The organism is Nocardia veterana NBRC 100344 (genome assembly GCF_000308855.1).
GTDB lineage: Bacteria > Actinomycetota > Actinomycetes > Mycobacteriales > Mycobacteriaceae > Nocardia > Nocardia veterana.
In genome coordinates, this window is the sequence record NZ_BAGM01000065.1 from 87,932 (window position 1) to 102,379 (window position 14,448).

Consider the following 14,448-nt stretch of genomic DNA (forward strand, 5'->3'; position numbering starts at 1 on the left):
CATCCATCCTGGCCGGTGGGATGACCGGCTGGGTGCCATGATCCGGTGTGCCCGGCCGTCGCGGGCACACCGGCATCCCGCGGCGATCAGTTGTAGGTGTAGAAACCCCGGCCGGTCTTGCGGCCCAGACGACCCGCGTCGACCATGCGGCGCAGCAGGGCCGGCGGCGCGTAGTGCGGCTCCGCGAACTCGGCGTACAGCGACTCCGCGGCGGCCAGTGCGATGTCGAGGCCGACGGTGTCGAGCAGGGTGAGCGGGCCCATCGGGTAACCGCAGCCGCCCTTCATCGCGGCGTCGATGTCCTCGGCGCTGGCGTAACCCGATTCCAGCATCCGCACCGCCTGGCACAGGTACGGGATCAGCAGCGCGTTGACGATGAACCCGGAGCGGTCACCCGCCTGCACGGTGGTCTTGTGCAGGGTGTTCTTGGCGTAGTCGGTGACCGCGGCGGCGGTCTCCGGCGCGGTGACCAGGGTGGAGATGACCTCGACCAGCGGCATCACCGGAACCGGGTTGAAGAAGTGCAGGCCCACCACCTGCTCGGGACGCTGCGTGGCGCCGGCCACCTTGATCACCGGGATCGAGGAGGTGTTGGTCGCCAGGATGCCGGCGGGCTTGACGATCTTGTCCAGCTTGCCGAAGATTTCGTACTTCAACGATTCGATCTCCGGCGCCGCCTCGATGACCAGGTCGCGATCGGCGAACTCCTCGATATCGAGCGTCACCCGCACCCGGGCCAGGACCGCGTCGGCCTCGTCCTGGGTGATCTTGCCCTTCGTCACCCCGCGCGAGATCGACGATTCGATGCGCTTGTGCGCGGCCTCGGCGAAGTCCGGCGCCGTCTCCAGCACGAGAACCTCGCTTCCGGCCTTCGCGCACACCTCGGCGATTCCCGCACCCATGGTTCCGCCACCGATCACACCGATCAGCTTCACAGTCGTCTCTCCCACCATCTCGGTTTCGAACTTTTCCGGCCTCATTATCGCCGCCGGGGTAGTGGGAGCCCGCCGCGGGCGAACTCCGGCGGTCACTCGATCGCGATTCTCGCCGCCGCGGGGCCACGGGCGCAGCTCCGCGGCGACGGCGGGCCGACCGGTGGACGAACTCCGGAGTACGGCCGTCGAGGGTGCGGCGCTCGACGAATTCGAGATCGACGCCCGCGCGAGTTCGAGTCGTTCCTATCCGCCCGCGACCGGACCGAGGCAGCTTGCCGGCGGGTCGACGAAGATGCAGAGGGCCGGGGCGTGGGTCGGGCGGTACCCGGCGGGGACGCCGCCTGCGGCGACGATCTGCGCGTAGGTGCCCACGGCGTCCGTCGGGCGCCGGGTGAGCGACGGGTCGGTCCGTACGTCGACGGTGTAGAGGCCGAATCGCGGTGTGTAGCTGCCCCATTCGTAGTTGTCGGTAAGGCTCCAATAGTTGTAGCCCATCAGGTTCATGCCGTCTGTTCTGGCGCGCTGCAGCCAGTAGACGGTGTCGCGCAGGTGGTCGCTGCGGGTATAGCCGTCGCCGCGAGGCAGGCCGTTCTCGGTGGGCATGCCGTTCTCCACCACGTACAGCGGCTTACCCGGAAGTCGGCGCGAATAGTGTTGCAGCGCATAGTAGATGCCCTCGGTGCGTAGCGGCATGTCCCAGATGCGCGGACCCGGCAGGTTGGGCAGCGCGGACCCGGTGGCCCGGCCGATCGCCCCGTACAGCGACTGCGCCGGGTCGAAACCGAAGTAGTAGTCCACGCCCACAAAATCGAGCCGGGCGGCCACCCGGTCGACGAACTCACCGTTGACCTGATCCTCCGCCCCGGCGACGTATCCGACATTGGCGGTCACCTGAGCGCCGGGCTGCTTCTGGTGAATGTAGTCGTAGGCGGCGTTGTGGACGTCCACGATGCCGTTCATCATCGTGCCCGCGTCGGCGCCGCCCTCGCGGATCTCGTGCTGGATGTAGGCGGCCGGCTCGTTCACGGTCACCCACAACGGATTCCGCGCGGAGTACCGATCGACCACGGCACGCATATTCGCCAGCCAGTCGCCGACCATTCCGGGATTGCGCCAGCCGCCCCGATCCGCCGCCCAGCCCGGGTAGACCCAGTGATCCAGGGTGATCATCGGCCGCATCCCGGCGCGTTCGATGCTGCCGATGACCGAATCGTAGAAATGGAAGGCGTTCTCGTCCCACACGCCGGGTGCGGGCTGCAACCGGGCCCATTCGATTCCGATCCGGAACACCCGCATCCCCATATCGGCCGCCAGCCGGATATCGGATTCATAGCGATCGGCGAAGTCCACCGAATTCTGCAGCGGTTCGTACCCGGGATTGCGGGCTATATATCTCGACCAATTGCTGTCCGGGGTACGGCCTTCGGATTGGAATCCGGAACTGGCCACACCCCACAGGAATCCGGAATCCAGCGGGGCGAGCGCGGCCGCCCGCATCGGCGGCTGGGCCGTGGCCGGTGTGGCGGCCGGCAACACCGACGCGAGGGTGACGAACACGGCCGAGACATGTCGAAGAACCCGGGATCGCATCAGGCCAGGGTAACGAATGTGCCACGGCCTTCGCGGCGGATCGGCCACCACTGTGGAACAGCCCCAACAACTTCCGCTGCGACACCCCGCGACCTGCGTCGATCATGCGAGCGCGCGGCTTCGCGGCCCGAAGACGACGCCACGCAAGGCCAGAAACCGCAGACCGCCGACCACACCCGTGACAGCGATGACGGCACTTGCCTGCGCGACCTCGCCGAGCCCCGGCGCCCAGAATTCGAGGCCGGCCAGCGCTGCCGTACTGACCGCCACACCGAGCAGCGCCAATCCGCCGCCCTCCACCTGTGCCGTGAACCAGCCGACGCGACCCGCGGCTCGAAACGTGAGCTGCCGGTGCAGTTCGTTCGCGATCACCGTACTGACAAGGGCCGCCGTGATATTCGCGACCACCGAGCCGAAGGTCGCGACGATCAGGAACAGTGCGGCATAGGTGATATTGGCGATGCCGCCGACCAGCGCGAATCGAATCAATTGGGCGACGGCGTGGTCGCCGCGCACGGACCGCCGCACCCGTTCCACCCACGGCGTAGTCGATCCCGCATCCGAACCGACCGTTCGCAGGGGCGACCTGTCCCAGGCGGTGTTCCGCGGGACTTCGGGGGCGAGTGCTGCACTGTTCATGCAGACACCGTCTTCCTCCTCGCTGTCATCGGCCTGACGCCGAGCTGACACACCGCTTGCACGAGATGGTGACGACCTCGGGAAGCTCGGACGAGGTCACCACCGCGCCGAAGCCCGCGGTGGTGACCGACGTCGGGAGAATCGCTGGTGCAGGCGCCTCTTCCGCTCGGCCCGCACTATCCGAGCTGGTAGACGTTGGCCTTTCCGGTGACCACGATGTCTCGAGCATTCACCAGCGCCACCCGCACCTGCACGGTCTGGCCGCGGGACAGCTGTGCCGGCGCGCCGTCGGGCCCGGTGAGCAGGACGACGGTGCTCTGGGCCTGCCCGTCGCAGGTGATCTCGGGTTGCGCGCCGGTCGCCGCCGGTGCCTCGGCGTTGGGGTCGCCCACCATCACCTTGATCGCGGACACTCCGGAAGCGGCGTCACAGGTGTAGTCGACGCCCACATTGGCCGGCCCGACCCCCTTGATGTCGATGCTGTCGGCCGCCAGTGCCGGCGCGGCGGTCGATACCGCGGCCCACCCCATCGCGACGACGGCGGTCGCCAGGAGAGCCGGACGTCGGACGTTGCTGCCGATCTTCATTGATCTCCTCCTGCTGGCTCGGGATGTGAACTCGTGTGCCGGATGGGTGAACAGGGTTCGCATTCGTGTGTCGCAGTTCGGTAGGTACCAACCCCGTGAGCGCCGGCGCGCCGACGGGACGGATCGAGCCGTAGTCCGGATACCCGGCCTCGCGGGCTCAAACCGGCATCGGCACGCCCTCGGTGGAAAGGCCGGAAGGCTTCTCCCACAAGAAAAACCGTGAGCGCGCTCGGCGACCGGCTACCGTCCAGCCAGTTCGGCGACGACCGGGGCGAACTTTTCGGCGAACGCCGCGCCGATAACGAAATAGGAGAAACCCATTTCCTCCCGTCGCCGCTGGATCTCGTCGATCGCCGCCGCCGGATCGTCCGGGAGCGTGGCCGGCGAGTCCACCGCGCGCATGGCGGCGGGATCGGTATCGGGCGGCGCCATGAACGGCGCCACCGTGTCACCGATGACCGGCACACCGAGCGCGAGCTCGGCATCCGGTGCCTGGGATCGGAATCCGAGAGCCAATCGGCTGATCTCGGCGCGCGACTCGTACGGCATCACCGCGAAGGTGACCGTATCCGCGACCTCGGCCGCCAACGACTGGGCCTTCGGTCCGCGGACCGCCATCGCCACCGGTGTGCGAAGGTCGGGACCGTCGAGCTCGCGCAGCGTCGCGACGGTCTGCCGGATCTGTTCCAGCCGCTCGCTCGGTGCGGTGACGGGAATCCCCTTCGCCCGCAGCTCGTCCTCCATCCCGGGCCGGCCGGTTCCGATCCCCAGCTCGAACCGGCCACCGGTGAGCAGCGACAGCGAATGCCCTTCCCACGCCGTCATCCATGCCGGTCGCAGCGGCGAGGCGTACACCCAGGTGCCCACCCGCAGGTCCGTGACGGCCGCGACGGTGGCCAGCGTCGGCCCGGGCGCCGGTTGCCACTGCGCGACGTCGGGCATCAGCAACGTCGAATAGCCGCCATCGGCGATGCGGCGCACCTGGTCCAGCCATGTCGGCAGGTCGGTCCTGATCGGGGCGACGACCCCGAATCGAAACGGTCGGGTCATGGCTGAAGTCCTCTCTCCGGTCCGGTATCGACCCCGCGGGAGGGTCGTTCGGAACATCCAGAGGTATCGACGCCGGGCCCCGCCGGAACTCATCGGTCCGGCCGGACCCGCGCCGTGACCCGATGCGGCTTACAGGGCGCCCTTCGCCGGATCGCCGGCGGGCACGGCTTCGAGAACCTGAACGTCCAGCGGACCGTCCACCAGACCTTCGAGCCCTTCGCTCAGGGCCTTCATATTCGACCCCTTACCGTGCGCCCCCAAGGCCGCCATGTCCCGCCACTTCTCGACGAACACGAAACGATCCTTGCCCTTGTGCAGGGCATAGAACTCGCATCCGTCCTCGTCGTGGACTTGCGGGATGAGGCGGGTCAGAACCTCCGCGACCTGGTCTGCTTTATCGGGCTTCGGAGTGATGGTGGCAACGATCACAGGCATCCCGCGAGGCTACCAGCCGACCACGCAACCGGATCCGATACTCCGGATCCGCGGGGTCGCCACTCTCAGGTCTCGTCGAGCACGCTGGTGGGCACACCATAGGGCAGGAATCGCACCCTCCGGCGCTCATCGGTGTTGTCGCGGTGCGCGCGCAGCGCCTCGAGTTCGGTCGGGAAGACCTGCTCCACCCGCGCCTCACCGGCGTCGTCGAGGAGGTAGATGGCCCATACCCCGCTGCCGGTCTCCCCGGTGGTCGCATCCGCCGGTTCCGACGCCCGCGCTCGCTCCGGCTGAACGAACTGGCCGAACAGCGACGCCAGCGAATTCACCGTCGTGCGGTCGAGGTATCCCCCGGCCTTTCCGAGCAGGTTGCGCAACTCGGTTTCGGCCTCGCGCAGCGCGCGTTCGAATTCTTCCGGATCGATTCCGAAGGGTCCGTTGGTTGCCATCTCGATCCTCCTGGGGACGAGGTCGGCGCCCCTGTCCCCAGTATGCCCCCGCGCACGGATCGAGGGGTGGACAGATTTGCCCCACGGGGACTCGTCGGGACATACGTAACCGGGTGCGCATCCTCCGACCGCCGCCCCGAGCTCTCCCCGCCGACATCCGGACGAACGCGCGGCGTCTGGTGTGTTTTCCGGACGAATCCGCCTCCGCGGTATTACGTTCGTCGGCAAAGAAATTCGCTGTGGTAGCCGAACGGGGGCGCGGGTGGCGTGGACTCGGAGGTTCGATCGGCGCACGCTGCTGCGGGGCGCCGCCGCGGTCGGGGCGGCGGCAGCCGCATCCGCGATGACCGGCTGCGGTGACGACGATGATGCGCTCACCTTCTTCTTCCAGGCCAAACCCGACGAGGCGAAGGTCCGGTTGACCATCATCGACGAGTTCCGCAAGCTGCACCCGGACATCAAAATCCGGACCCAGATGTCCGGCCCCGATCCGCAGACCCAGATCCTCACCTATTGCGCGGGCGGCAAATGTCCGGACGTGCTGATGTCGTGGGATCTGTCCTATTCCTTCCTCGCCGAACGGGGCATCTTCGAAAACCTCGACACCATCCTGAGCAAGGACCCGGCGTACGCGGCCGAGCTGAAGAACGACAGCTCGCCTGCGCTGTACAACACCTTCCGGTACAAGAACGCGCAATACGCGCTGCCCGAGCAGTGGGCCGGAATCTTCCTGTACTACAACAGGAAACTCTTCGCCGACGCCGAACTCCCACCGCCGCCCGCCCGGTGGGAGGATGCCTGGACTTTCGACGAATTCCTCGACGCCGCACGCGCGCTGACCAAACGGGACAGCTCCGGCGAGGTCACCCAGTGGGGATTCGTGGATCCGTGGACCGTCTACTACTCCGCCAGTTGTTTCGGCATGAACAACGGCGTCGAATGGTTCACTCCGTCGATCGATCCGACCCGCACCAATATCGACGACGACGCCTTCATCGAGGGTGTCCAGTTCTACACCGACCTGTCCACCCGGCACCGGGTGATGCCGAAAATCGAATTTCAGCAATCGATTTCGTCTTCGGATCTGTTCGCGCAGGGCAAGGCCGCGATGGCGCTGTCGGGGCATTGGATGTACAGCGCCTACACCGGACAGCCCGACCTCGACTTCGACGTCACGGTGCTGCCGGTCGGGCCGCGCGGGACCGCCGCTCGCTCCGATATCGGCACCACCGGCCTGTCCATCGCGGCCGACAGCCCGCGCAAGGAGCAGGCCTGGGAATTCGTCAAATTCGCCACCGGTCCGGTCGGTCAGGCGGTCATCGCGAAATCGGGACTGTTCGTCCCCGCCTTGAAATCGGCGCTCACCTCCGAGGGATTCGCGCAGGCCCATACGAGAGTGCGCAACCTCGAGGTGTTCCACGGCGGCGATCACGCCAACAACCTGCCGGTCACGCCGGCATGGCCACGCGTCGACGCGGTGATCCAGCAGGGGTACGACCACGTGTTCCGCGGGGCCGCGTCCGCGGAGTGGTTCAAGCAGGGCCTCGCCAACCAGATCAACGACCTCCTGGAGGCGCAGTGAGCGACAATCGCGCAGCGGCTCGCTGCGCCGACCGGGTGCGGGTGCCCCGCACATCACCGGGCGCAGTGAGCGACAATCGCGCAGCGGCTCGCTGCGCCGACCGGGTGTCCATGGTCCCGGGTGCGGTATGACGACACCACGACGCTCCCGGCTGAGCCGGCGCAAGGCCGCGGCGGGTCGAATGTTCGTCGCCCCCAATCTGATCGCGGTCGCGGTATTCATGGCATTCCCGTTGGTGTTCACGCTGTACCTGAGCCTGCACCGCTGGGATCTGTTCGGATCGCCGACGTTCGTCGGGATCGGCAACTTCCGCCGGCTCTTCGCACAGGATCCGCTGTTTTGGGTGGCCCTGCGCAATACGGCGATCTTCACCGTCGGCACGCTCGTGCCGACCATCGCCATCGGTCTCGCCGTCGCGGCCGCGCTGAACCGGAAGCTGAAGGGCATCGGTCTTTTTCGCAGCATCATGTTCCTGCCGCTGGTCGCCTCGACCGTGGCGATGGCCGTGGTCTGGCGGCTCACCTTCAGCAGCGATTACGGCGTGCTCAACACCGCGCTGGGCTGGGCCGGGATCGGTCCCGTCCCGTGGCTCACCGACCCGACCTGGGCGATGGTCTCGCTGTGCCTGGTCAGTGTGTGGAAGAGCGTCCCGTTCGCCACCGTGATCCTGCTCGCCGCCATGCAGGGCATACCCACCGACGTCTACGAGGCCGCTCGCATCGACGGCGCGGGCGCGATGCGCCGATTCGGCTCGATCACCGTGCCGTTGATCCGGCCCGCGCTGGGGTTCACCTTCGTCATCACGGTCATCAATTCGTTCCAGGTGTTCGACCAGGCCTATGTCCTCACCGGCGGCAAGGGCGGTCCCGAAACCGGCACCTACGTGCTCGGAATCATGCTGTACCAGAACGCTTTCTCGTTCGACGACATCGGCTACGCCTGCGCCCTCGCCTGGGTGATCTTCGCGATCCTGCTGGTGCTCACGCTGCTGCAATTGCGCTTCACCCGCCGCAACGCCTACGAGAGCGAGGCCTAGGTGCTGACCGCGACCGCGCATCGCGCCGTGCTCCGCCGCACCGGGCGCGGATTACTGCTGTACCTGGCGCTCGTCGCGATGGCATGGTGCGCGCTGTTTCCACTGCTGTGGGCCCTGTCGAGTTCGCTGAAAAAACAAGGCAACATCTCCGACACGAGCCTGCTCCCGGCGCATCCGGCATGGTCGAACTACCGCGACATCTTCGACCTGATGCCGTTCGGCCGGATCTTCTTCAACACCGTGCTCTATGCCGGCTGCGTCACCGTGGGCCAGGTCTTCTTCTGCTCGCTCGCCGGATATGCCTTCGCCCGCTTACCGTTCAAGGGCCGCGACGTCCTGTTCGTCGCCTACCTCGCCACCCTGATGGTCCCGGCGACCGTGACGGTGATCCCCCAGTTCATCCTCATGCGCGCCCTCGGATGGGTGGACAGTCCGCTCGCCATGATCGTGCCCGGACTGTTCGGCAGCGCCTTCGGCACCTACCTGATGCGCCAGTTCTTCATCACCCTGCCGGTCGAATTGGAGGAGGCAGCCATTCTCGACGGGTGCTCGGTGTGGCAGACCTACTGGCGGGTCCTGCTTCCGCACGCCCGACCGGCTGTCATGGTGCTCGCGGTACTCACCTGGGTGACCGTCTGGAACGATTTCCTGTGGCCGCTGGTAATGATCCAGCGAGACGAGATCAGCACTCTGACACTGGGTTTGGTGCGTCTTCAGGGGCAATACGAGACGAATTGGCCCATCCTCATGGCGGTCTCCATCCTGATGGTGGCGCCGATGCTGCTGATCTACGCGGTGGCGCAGAAGTCGTTCGTACGCGGGATCGCGATGTCCGGGATGGGCGGGCGCTGATCGGCCCGGCAGCCCGCCGTCGGTGTCGCGCCCGTACGTCCTGATCCGTGGCCGGCGGCGTCACGTCGCGTTCTCCTGATCGTGCGCCCGCCGAGCGCCCAGGTGAGTAGTCCGCAGAGCGCAAAACCTGCACCGAGAACGGCGCACCCTGTCCACCCTGAATTGGAGTAGATCGTGGTGGTGGCGGTCGCGCCGAAGGCGGAACCGAGCGAGTAGAAGATCATGTAGCCACCGATGGCGCTGCTGGTCCGGTCCGGATAGGCAGCGGTCAGAAGAGACTGGTTGCCGACGTGCGCGGCCTGGACCGCGAAGTCCAGGACGATGACACCGACGACGACCAGCCAGAGTGACCAGGTGGCCTGCCCGGACGCGATCCAGGACAGCGACAGCAGTGCGAGCGCAATACCGGTTACGGGGTTGGCTCTGCCGGTGTCGGCCCATCGACCTGCCCGTGCGGCTCCCAGTGCGCCGGCGAGCCCGGCGATTCCGAACATGCCGATCTGGGCCGTGCTCAGCTGCCACGGTTCGGCAGTCAGTGGGAGCGCGAGTCCGCTCCAGAGCGTGCCGAACGAAGCGAAGAGGAAGAACGCGATCATCCCGCGCGAGATGAACAGTGGCTCACGGAAGAGATGCACGAGCGAGGTCAGCACATCGCCGTAGGTCCGACCATCCGACCGGTGGTCTGCCGGCAGCTGCTTCGACACCACGATCGAGAGCGCAACGAGGAACAGCATGAGCGTGACGTAGACACTTCGCCATCCCCACAGGTCGGCGAGAACCCCCGCCAGGACGCGGGCCCCGAGGATTCCGATGATGACACCGGAAGTGACGATTCCGAGCGTGCGACCCCGCGCCGCGGGCGTCGACAGATCGGCAGCAAATGCGACGGTGGTCTGCACGACAACGGCGAACAGACCCGTCGCGGCGAGACCGACGAGCAACAGCCACAGAGTCGGGGAGACTGCGGCCGCCAGCATGCCGACCGCGGCGAGCAGTAGTTGACCTCCGATGAGCTTGCGCCGGTCCAGCATGTCTCCCAACGGGACCAGGACAGCCAAGCCGACCAGGTAGCCGAGCTGTCCAGTTGCCACGATCCACCCCAGGTCGGACTCGGGCACTCCTAGGTCTCGCCCGATCTGCGCGAGCACGGGCTGGGCGACGTAGATCGTCGCGACAGCAACCGAGCAGACCATCGCGAGCAGCATCCTTCGGCCTTCCGCGAGTCCCACACCATCTCCAATCGGTAGCAATATGCAACTGATTCGAGTATGGCATAATAGTTTCAATCTGCAACTCATCGGGAGCGTGATGAAGCCCGTCGTGCACGTTGCCAACGTGACCTGGACCGACCCCGCATGCCCAGTGGCGCGGACGCTCGACCTCGTCGGAGACCGGTGGAGCCTGCTGATCATTCGGGACGCGATGGACAACGCGCGGTCGTTCACCGACTTCCAGCAACGCACCGGGATCGCGCGCAACATCCTCACCGACCGGCTTCGTCGCCTCGTCGATCACGGCATCCTCGAGCGAGAGACGGCGATATCCGGACGCCGCCAGGTCTACGTACTTACCGATGCGGGCCGCGACCTCTTCACGGTCATCGTGGCCATGCGTCAGTGGGGTGAGCGTCACGCGTTCGCCGACGACGAAACGCACTCCGCTCTCGTGGACGAGAGCGGCAACCCACTAGCCCGCCTGCGCCCGACCGACGCTCACGGACACCCGGTCGACGTCGACTCAACCGAAGTCGTACGAAACAACTGATCGAGACGCTCTTGGGGCGACCGCGTAGGCCGGACGTTCGACAATGTGCCGTCTCGCAACAGCTAGCCGCCGTAGAGACGGGTGAAGTCCTGGGAAGGATCGACGGCCGGCACCGTGTAATCGGAGGAACTCCCCTCGGCATGGGTCTCCTCGACGTACCGCGCCGGTTCGGCGGGCAGATGACGCCACCGAGCGCGTGGATCCTCGACCTGCTCGCGGTCACCGTTCGACGACATCATGTCCCCCGTTCCCAATGTGTCATCCCAGGTTACCCGGGTGCAGCGGCGGCCGCCACGGCCCGAGCCACCCCGCACTCACGGAGCGCGCCGGCCGCACCATCGGATTCGTCGGAACGGCACGGAGATTCGGATCCGAGCCGCGGTTCCGCGTCCCGGATTCAGGCCTTGTCGTCGCCGCTCGTCTCGGCCTGCACCCCCAGGCGGGCATGCAACCGCTCCCGGACCTGGTCCGGCGTGTAGGCCCGGCGTTTACGCTCGGACCGCACGATGACCACCCCGGTCGCCGCGACACCGGCGGCCCCCGCCAATCCGAGTACTTTCCACCACCGCATACGGCTTAGGCTAGTCGCTGTGCGACGCGAAGCGCCCTCGAGTATCGGTTTGGATGACGCGGTGGAACTCACGCGAACGGGCGACTTGTGGCTGTTCCGTGGACATTCCGGCGCCGACCGCGCGATCCGGGGGCTGACCAACAGCCCGGTCAACCACGTCGGCATGGCGGTGGTCGTCGATGATCTGCCGGCCCTGATCTGGCATGCCGAACTCGGCCGCGCACTGCCGGATGTCTGGTCCGGCAGCCACCATCGCGGTGCCCAACTGCACGACCTGCGCGCCGCGGTCCTGCGTTGGTCCACTGTGTACGAGCAGAAAGCGTGGCTGCGCCAACTGGATCGGCCGGTGACCCGCGACATGGAGGACGCGGCCCTGCGCACGGTCGCACGGCTGGACGGAATACCGTTCCCCTCGACAACCGCGCTCGCCGGCCGATGGTTTCGTGGCCGGATACCGCTGCCGAAACGTTCGAAAACCCCTGGGGCGGAGGCGGGTTTGGAGAACGCCTACTGCGCGGAAATCGTCGCCCTGACCTACGAGGCGATGGGGCTGCTGCCGTCGAAGCGCCCGAATTGGTATGACCCCGGCCGATTTTGGAGTGGCGACAATCTGCATTTGTCCGCCGGATATCACCTCGGCGGAGAGATCGCGGTGACCGTTCCCGCACAGTGAGCGGGGGATCGGCCGCCGCGGCAATTCACCGGGCCTGCGGCCACGCGGACATCGCAAGTTCCGCGACCTGGGCGAGGGTGGCGCCGTCCGCACCATCCCGAGCCCGCTGCGACAGACCTTGGATCACCGTGGCGAAGTAGTTCGCCAGCGCGTCGACATCCGTGTCGCCGGGCAGCTCGCCGTCCTCTCGCGCCGCGGCGAGGCGGGACCGGAACGTCGCCAGATTGGCGTTGCGCAGCCCGCGCAGGTACGCCTCGATCGCGGAGTCCTGCTCGGTGATATTGGTGGCGGCGGTGATCACCAGGCACCCGGGCGGGTGCCGATCGCGGTCGGTGTAGTTGAGCGCGGCCTCCCGCAGAATGCGGGCGAAAGCCGCTCGGGCGCTGCGTTCTTCGTCGAGAGCTCGGTGCGCGAACTGCGCGGTCGGCGTCGCGGCATAGGCGTCGACGACCTCGCGGAACAGTGCCTCCTTGTCCCCGAACGCCTTGTACAGGCTCGCCGAGCGGATACCCATGGCCGCCGTGAGGTCGCTGAGCGAGGTGGCGTGATATCCGCGCTCCCAGAACAGGCGGGTGGCCACTGCCAAGGCCTCGGCGCGATCGAACGTACGAGGTCGCCCACGGGTCACAGTCACACCCCCAATTGTAGATCGACCGACCAACAATATGTTAGCGTCATTGTTGAGTGATCGACCAACAAAGGAAAGGCCTCACCACGATGTCTCTGAACGACAAGATCGCGCTGGTCACCGGGGGTAGCAGGGGTATCGGCCGCGCCATCGCCGAACGTCTCGGCCGCGAGGGTGCCACCGTCGCCGTCGGCTACGCCCGCGACGATGCCGCGGCAAAGACCGTCGTCGAGGAGATCGCGAACGCCGGGGGCCGAGCCTTCACCGTCCACGCGGAGCTCGGCGAGCACGGCGACGCGGCACGACTGTGGGAATCCTTCGACACCGCCTCCGGTCACGCCGGCGTCGACATCATCGTCAACAATGCCGGAATAGGCTGTCCCGCCGATATTTTCGCCCTGACCGAAGCCGCGTTCGACCGCGTCTTCGCGGTCAATGTCCGAGCCCCCTTCTTCGTCGTGCAACACGGCCTACCCCGCCTGCGCGACGGCGGCCGAATCATCAACATCTCCAGCGGCGCCGCCCGCCTGTCCATGCCCGACGCCATCGCCTACGGTGCCACCAAGAGCGCCCTGGACAACTTCACGCTCAACCTGGCCAAACAGCTGGGCCCGCAAGGCATCACGGTCAATTCGGTGGCTCCGGGCATCGTCGACACCGACGTCAACGCCGGCTGGCTCCGCGGCAACCCCGACGCCCGAGCGCACGCCGCCTCACTGGCCGCCCTGGCCCGGGTCGGCGACCCCGCCGACATCGCAGATATCGTCGCCTTCCTCGCCTCCGACGATGCGCGATGGATCACCGGGCAGGTCATCGACGCGACCGGCGGGGCCGGCCTGTAGCCGACGCACGGATCGCGCTCGGCGTCACCGACCGACCGGATGCACGCGGCCCCGATGCGGATGCGGCACGAGCATCGGGACCTGCTGCCGGTAGGTGCGGTAGCGCTCACCGAATACACCGACGAGGTCGTGCTCCTCGAAGCGAATGGCGATCAGGATGTAGCCGGTGGTGACGGCCGCGAACAGCAGCCGACCGGCGGTCATCGTCGGTGCCGCCCAGAAGGCGATCACGAAGCCCAGGTACAGCGGGTGCCGGACCGTCCGGTACAGGGCGGGGGTACGGAAATTCGGGTCGGGGCCGGGCTGTGCGCGCACGTGGTGAAGCACCTGCCGCAGGCCGAAGAGTTCGAAGTGATCGATGGCGAAGGTCGAGATCAACACCAGCGCCCAGCCGGCCAGCGAGATCGCGTACAACACGATGCGAGCCGGGGTGGCCGACACGTGCCAGACCTCGGCCGGCAACGGACGCCACAGCCACATGATCAGCGCCAGCGCCGCGGTGGCGGCCAGCACGTACGTCGAGCGTTCGATCGGTTCCGGGACGATGCGGGTCCAGACGCGTTTGAACGCGGGACGAGCCATCACCGAATGCTGCACCGCGAATATCGACAGCAGGATCAGGTCGATCACGATCGCCGCCGCGGTCGACGCCGCGGGGCCCTCGTTGATGTCGCGCGGTACGACCAGGCCTTCGACCCAGCCGATCGAGTACAGGAAGACAACGAGGAAGAGCAGATAGGCGACCGCCGCGTACGCCACCATCGAGACGGCGGAAGCAGTCGCCCGATCACGTCGGATACCCGACGCGGGCGGAG

18 protein-coding genes are annotated in these 14,448 nt (G+C 67.0%); 6 read left to right on the forward strand and 12 right to left on the reverse strand.

Annotation, left to right across the window (positions count from 1 at the left end; translation table 11 throughout):
- Positions 1–86: 86 nt before the first annotated feature.
- The 7 genes from ON37_RS11060 to ON37_RS11090 all read right to left on the reverse strand — a co-directional run bounded on the left by ON37_RS11060 (position 87) and on the right by ON37_RS11090 (position 5,685).
- Positions 87–935, reverse strand: a complete 849-nt coding sequence (locus ON37_RS11060; RefSeq protein ID WP_040718839.1) for a 3-hydroxybutyryl-CoA dehydrogenase — start codon at positions 933–935, stop codon at positions 87–89.
- A gap of 243 nt (positions 936–1,178) precedes the next feature.
- A complete protein-coding gene (locus tag ON37_RS11065; protein ID WP_040718841.1) occupies positions 1,179–2,525 on the reverse strand; it encodes a family 1 glycosylhydrolase in 1,347 nt (448 codons plus the stop codon).
- 102 nt (positions 2,526–2,627) lie between these two features.
- Entirely contained in the window at positions 2,628–3,164 is a 537-nt protein-coding gene (locus ON37_RS11070) for a GtrA family protein (protein WP_157171414.1), read from the reverse strand.
- Between the two features lie 176 nt (positions 3,165–3,340).
- On the reverse strand, positions 3,341–3,751 hold the full coding sequence (locus tag ON37_RS11075) for a hypothetical protein (RefSeq protein ID WP_040718843.1): 411 nt from the start codon (positions 3,749–3,751) through the stop codon (positions 3,341–3,343).
- A 240-nt stretch (positions 3,752–3,991) separates the two neighbouring features.
- Entirely contained in the window at positions 3,992–4,801 is an 810-nt protein-coding gene (locus tag ON37_RS11080) for an LLM class flavin-dependent oxidoreductase (protein WP_040718845.1), read from the reverse strand.
- A gap of 129 nt (positions 4,802–4,930) precedes the next feature.
- The gene (locus tag ON37_RS11085; protein WP_040718847.1) at positions 4,931–5,236 is read right to left on the reverse strand and encodes a putative quinol monooxygenase; all 306 of its coding nucleotides are present in this window, start codon (positions 5,234–5,236) and stop codon (positions 4,931–4,933) included.
- A 65-nt stretch (positions 5,237–5,301) separates the two neighbouring features.
- On the reverse strand, positions 5,302–5,685 hold the full coding sequence (locus ON37_RS11090) for an Rv0313 family protein (protein WP_040718848.1): 384 nt from the start codon (positions 5,683–5,685) through the stop codon (positions 5,302–5,304).
- Between the two features lie 343 nt (positions 5,686–6,028).
- Between ON37_RS11090 and ON37_RS11095 the strand changes: the two genes are divergently transcribed.
- The 3 genes from ON37_RS11095 (at position 6,029) to ON37_RS11105 (ending at position 9,155) form a co-directional block, all read left to right on the forward strand.
- Positions 6,029–7,267 (forward strand): ABC transporter substrate-binding protein, encoded by a 1,239-nt coding sequence (locus ON37_RS11095; protein ID WP_083892897.1) that lies wholly within the window; start codon positions 6,029–6,031, stop codon positions 7,265–7,267.
- A gap of 127 nt (positions 7,268–7,394) precedes the next feature.
- Positions 7,395–8,303: a carbohydrate ABC transporter permease gene (locus tag ON37_RS11100; protein WP_040718855.1), complete on the forward strand. Its 909-nt coding sequence runs from the start codon at positions 7,395–7,397 to the stop codon at positions 8,301–8,303.
- A gap of 3 nt (positions 8,304–8,306) precedes the next feature.
- A complete protein-coding gene (locus ON37_RS11105) occupies positions 8,307–9,155 on the forward strand; it encodes a carbohydrate ABC transporter permease (RefSeq protein WP_040718934.1) in 849 nt (282 codons plus the stop codon).
- On the opposite strand, the gene ON37_RS11110 is transcribed toward ON37_RS11105, so the two are convergent.
- Positions 9,092–10,384, reverse strand: a complete 1,293-nt coding sequence (locus tag ON37_RS11110) for an MFS transporter (protein ID WP_245553152.1) — start codon at positions 10,382–10,384, stop codon at positions 9,092–9,094. The genes ON37_RS11105 and ON37_RS11110 overlap by 64 nt on opposite strands.
- Before the next feature lie 79 nt (positions 10,385–10,463).
- Here ON37_RS11110 and ON37_RS11115 point away from each other — a divergent pair, with 79 nt between their 5' ends.
- The gene (locus tag ON37_RS11115; protein WP_040718936.1) at positions 10,464–10,919 is read left to right on the forward strand and encodes a winged helix-turn-helix transcriptional regulator; all 456 of its coding nucleotides are present in this window, start codon (positions 10,464–10,466) and stop codon (positions 10,917–10,919) included.
- 62 nt (positions 10,920–10,981) lie between these two features.
- Here the strand turns inward: ON37_RS11115 and ON37_RS32875 are convergent, their stop codons facing one another.
- Complete coding sequence (locus ON37_RS32875; protein ID WP_157171415.1) at positions 10,982–11,158, reverse strand: hypothetical protein; 177 nt, start codon at positions 11,156–11,158, stop codon at positions 10,982–10,984.
- Positions 11,159–11,316: 158 nt separating this feature from the next.
- Positions 11,317–11,490: a hypothetical protein gene (locus tag ON37_RS33450; RefSeq protein ID WP_168441275.1), complete on the reverse strand. Its 174-nt coding sequence runs from the start codon at positions 11,488–11,490 to the stop codon at positions 11,317–11,319.
- A gap of 19 nt (positions 11,491–11,509) precedes the next feature.
- Here ON37_RS33450 and ON37_RS11120 point away from each other — a divergent pair, with 19 nt between their 5' ends.
- Positions 11,510–12,163, forward strand: a complete 654-nt coding sequence (locus tag ON37_RS11120; protein WP_040718856.1) for a hypothetical protein — start codon at positions 11,510–11,512, stop codon at positions 12,161–12,163.
- Between the two features lie 25 nt (positions 12,164–12,188).
- Here ON37_RS11120 and ON37_RS11125 read toward each other — a convergent pair whose 3' ends face one another.
- The gene (locus ON37_RS11125; RefSeq protein WP_217999923.1) at positions 12,189–12,797 is read right to left on the reverse strand and encodes a TetR/AcrR family transcriptional regulator; all 609 of its coding nucleotides are present in this window, start codon (positions 12,795–12,797) and stop codon (positions 12,189–12,191) included.
- Positions 12,798–12,880: 83 nt separating this feature from the next.
- Here ON37_RS11125 and ON37_RS11130 point away from each other — a divergent pair, with 83 nt between their 5' ends.
- A complete protein-coding gene (locus ON37_RS11130) occupies positions 12,881–13,633 on the forward strand; it encodes an SDR family oxidoreductase (RefSeq protein WP_040718857.1) in 753 nt (250 codons plus the stop codon).
- A gap of 24 nt (positions 13,634–13,657) precedes the next feature.
- Here the strand turns inward: ON37_RS11130 and mddA are convergent, their stop codons facing one another.
- Positions 13,658–14,395: a methanethiol S-methyltransferase gene (mddA, locus tag ON37_RS11135; RefSeq protein ID WP_040718858.1), complete on the reverse strand. Its 738-nt coding sequence runs from the start codon at positions 14,393–14,395 to the stop codon at positions 13,658–13,660.
- Positions 14,396–14,448: the final 53 nt, after the last annotated feature.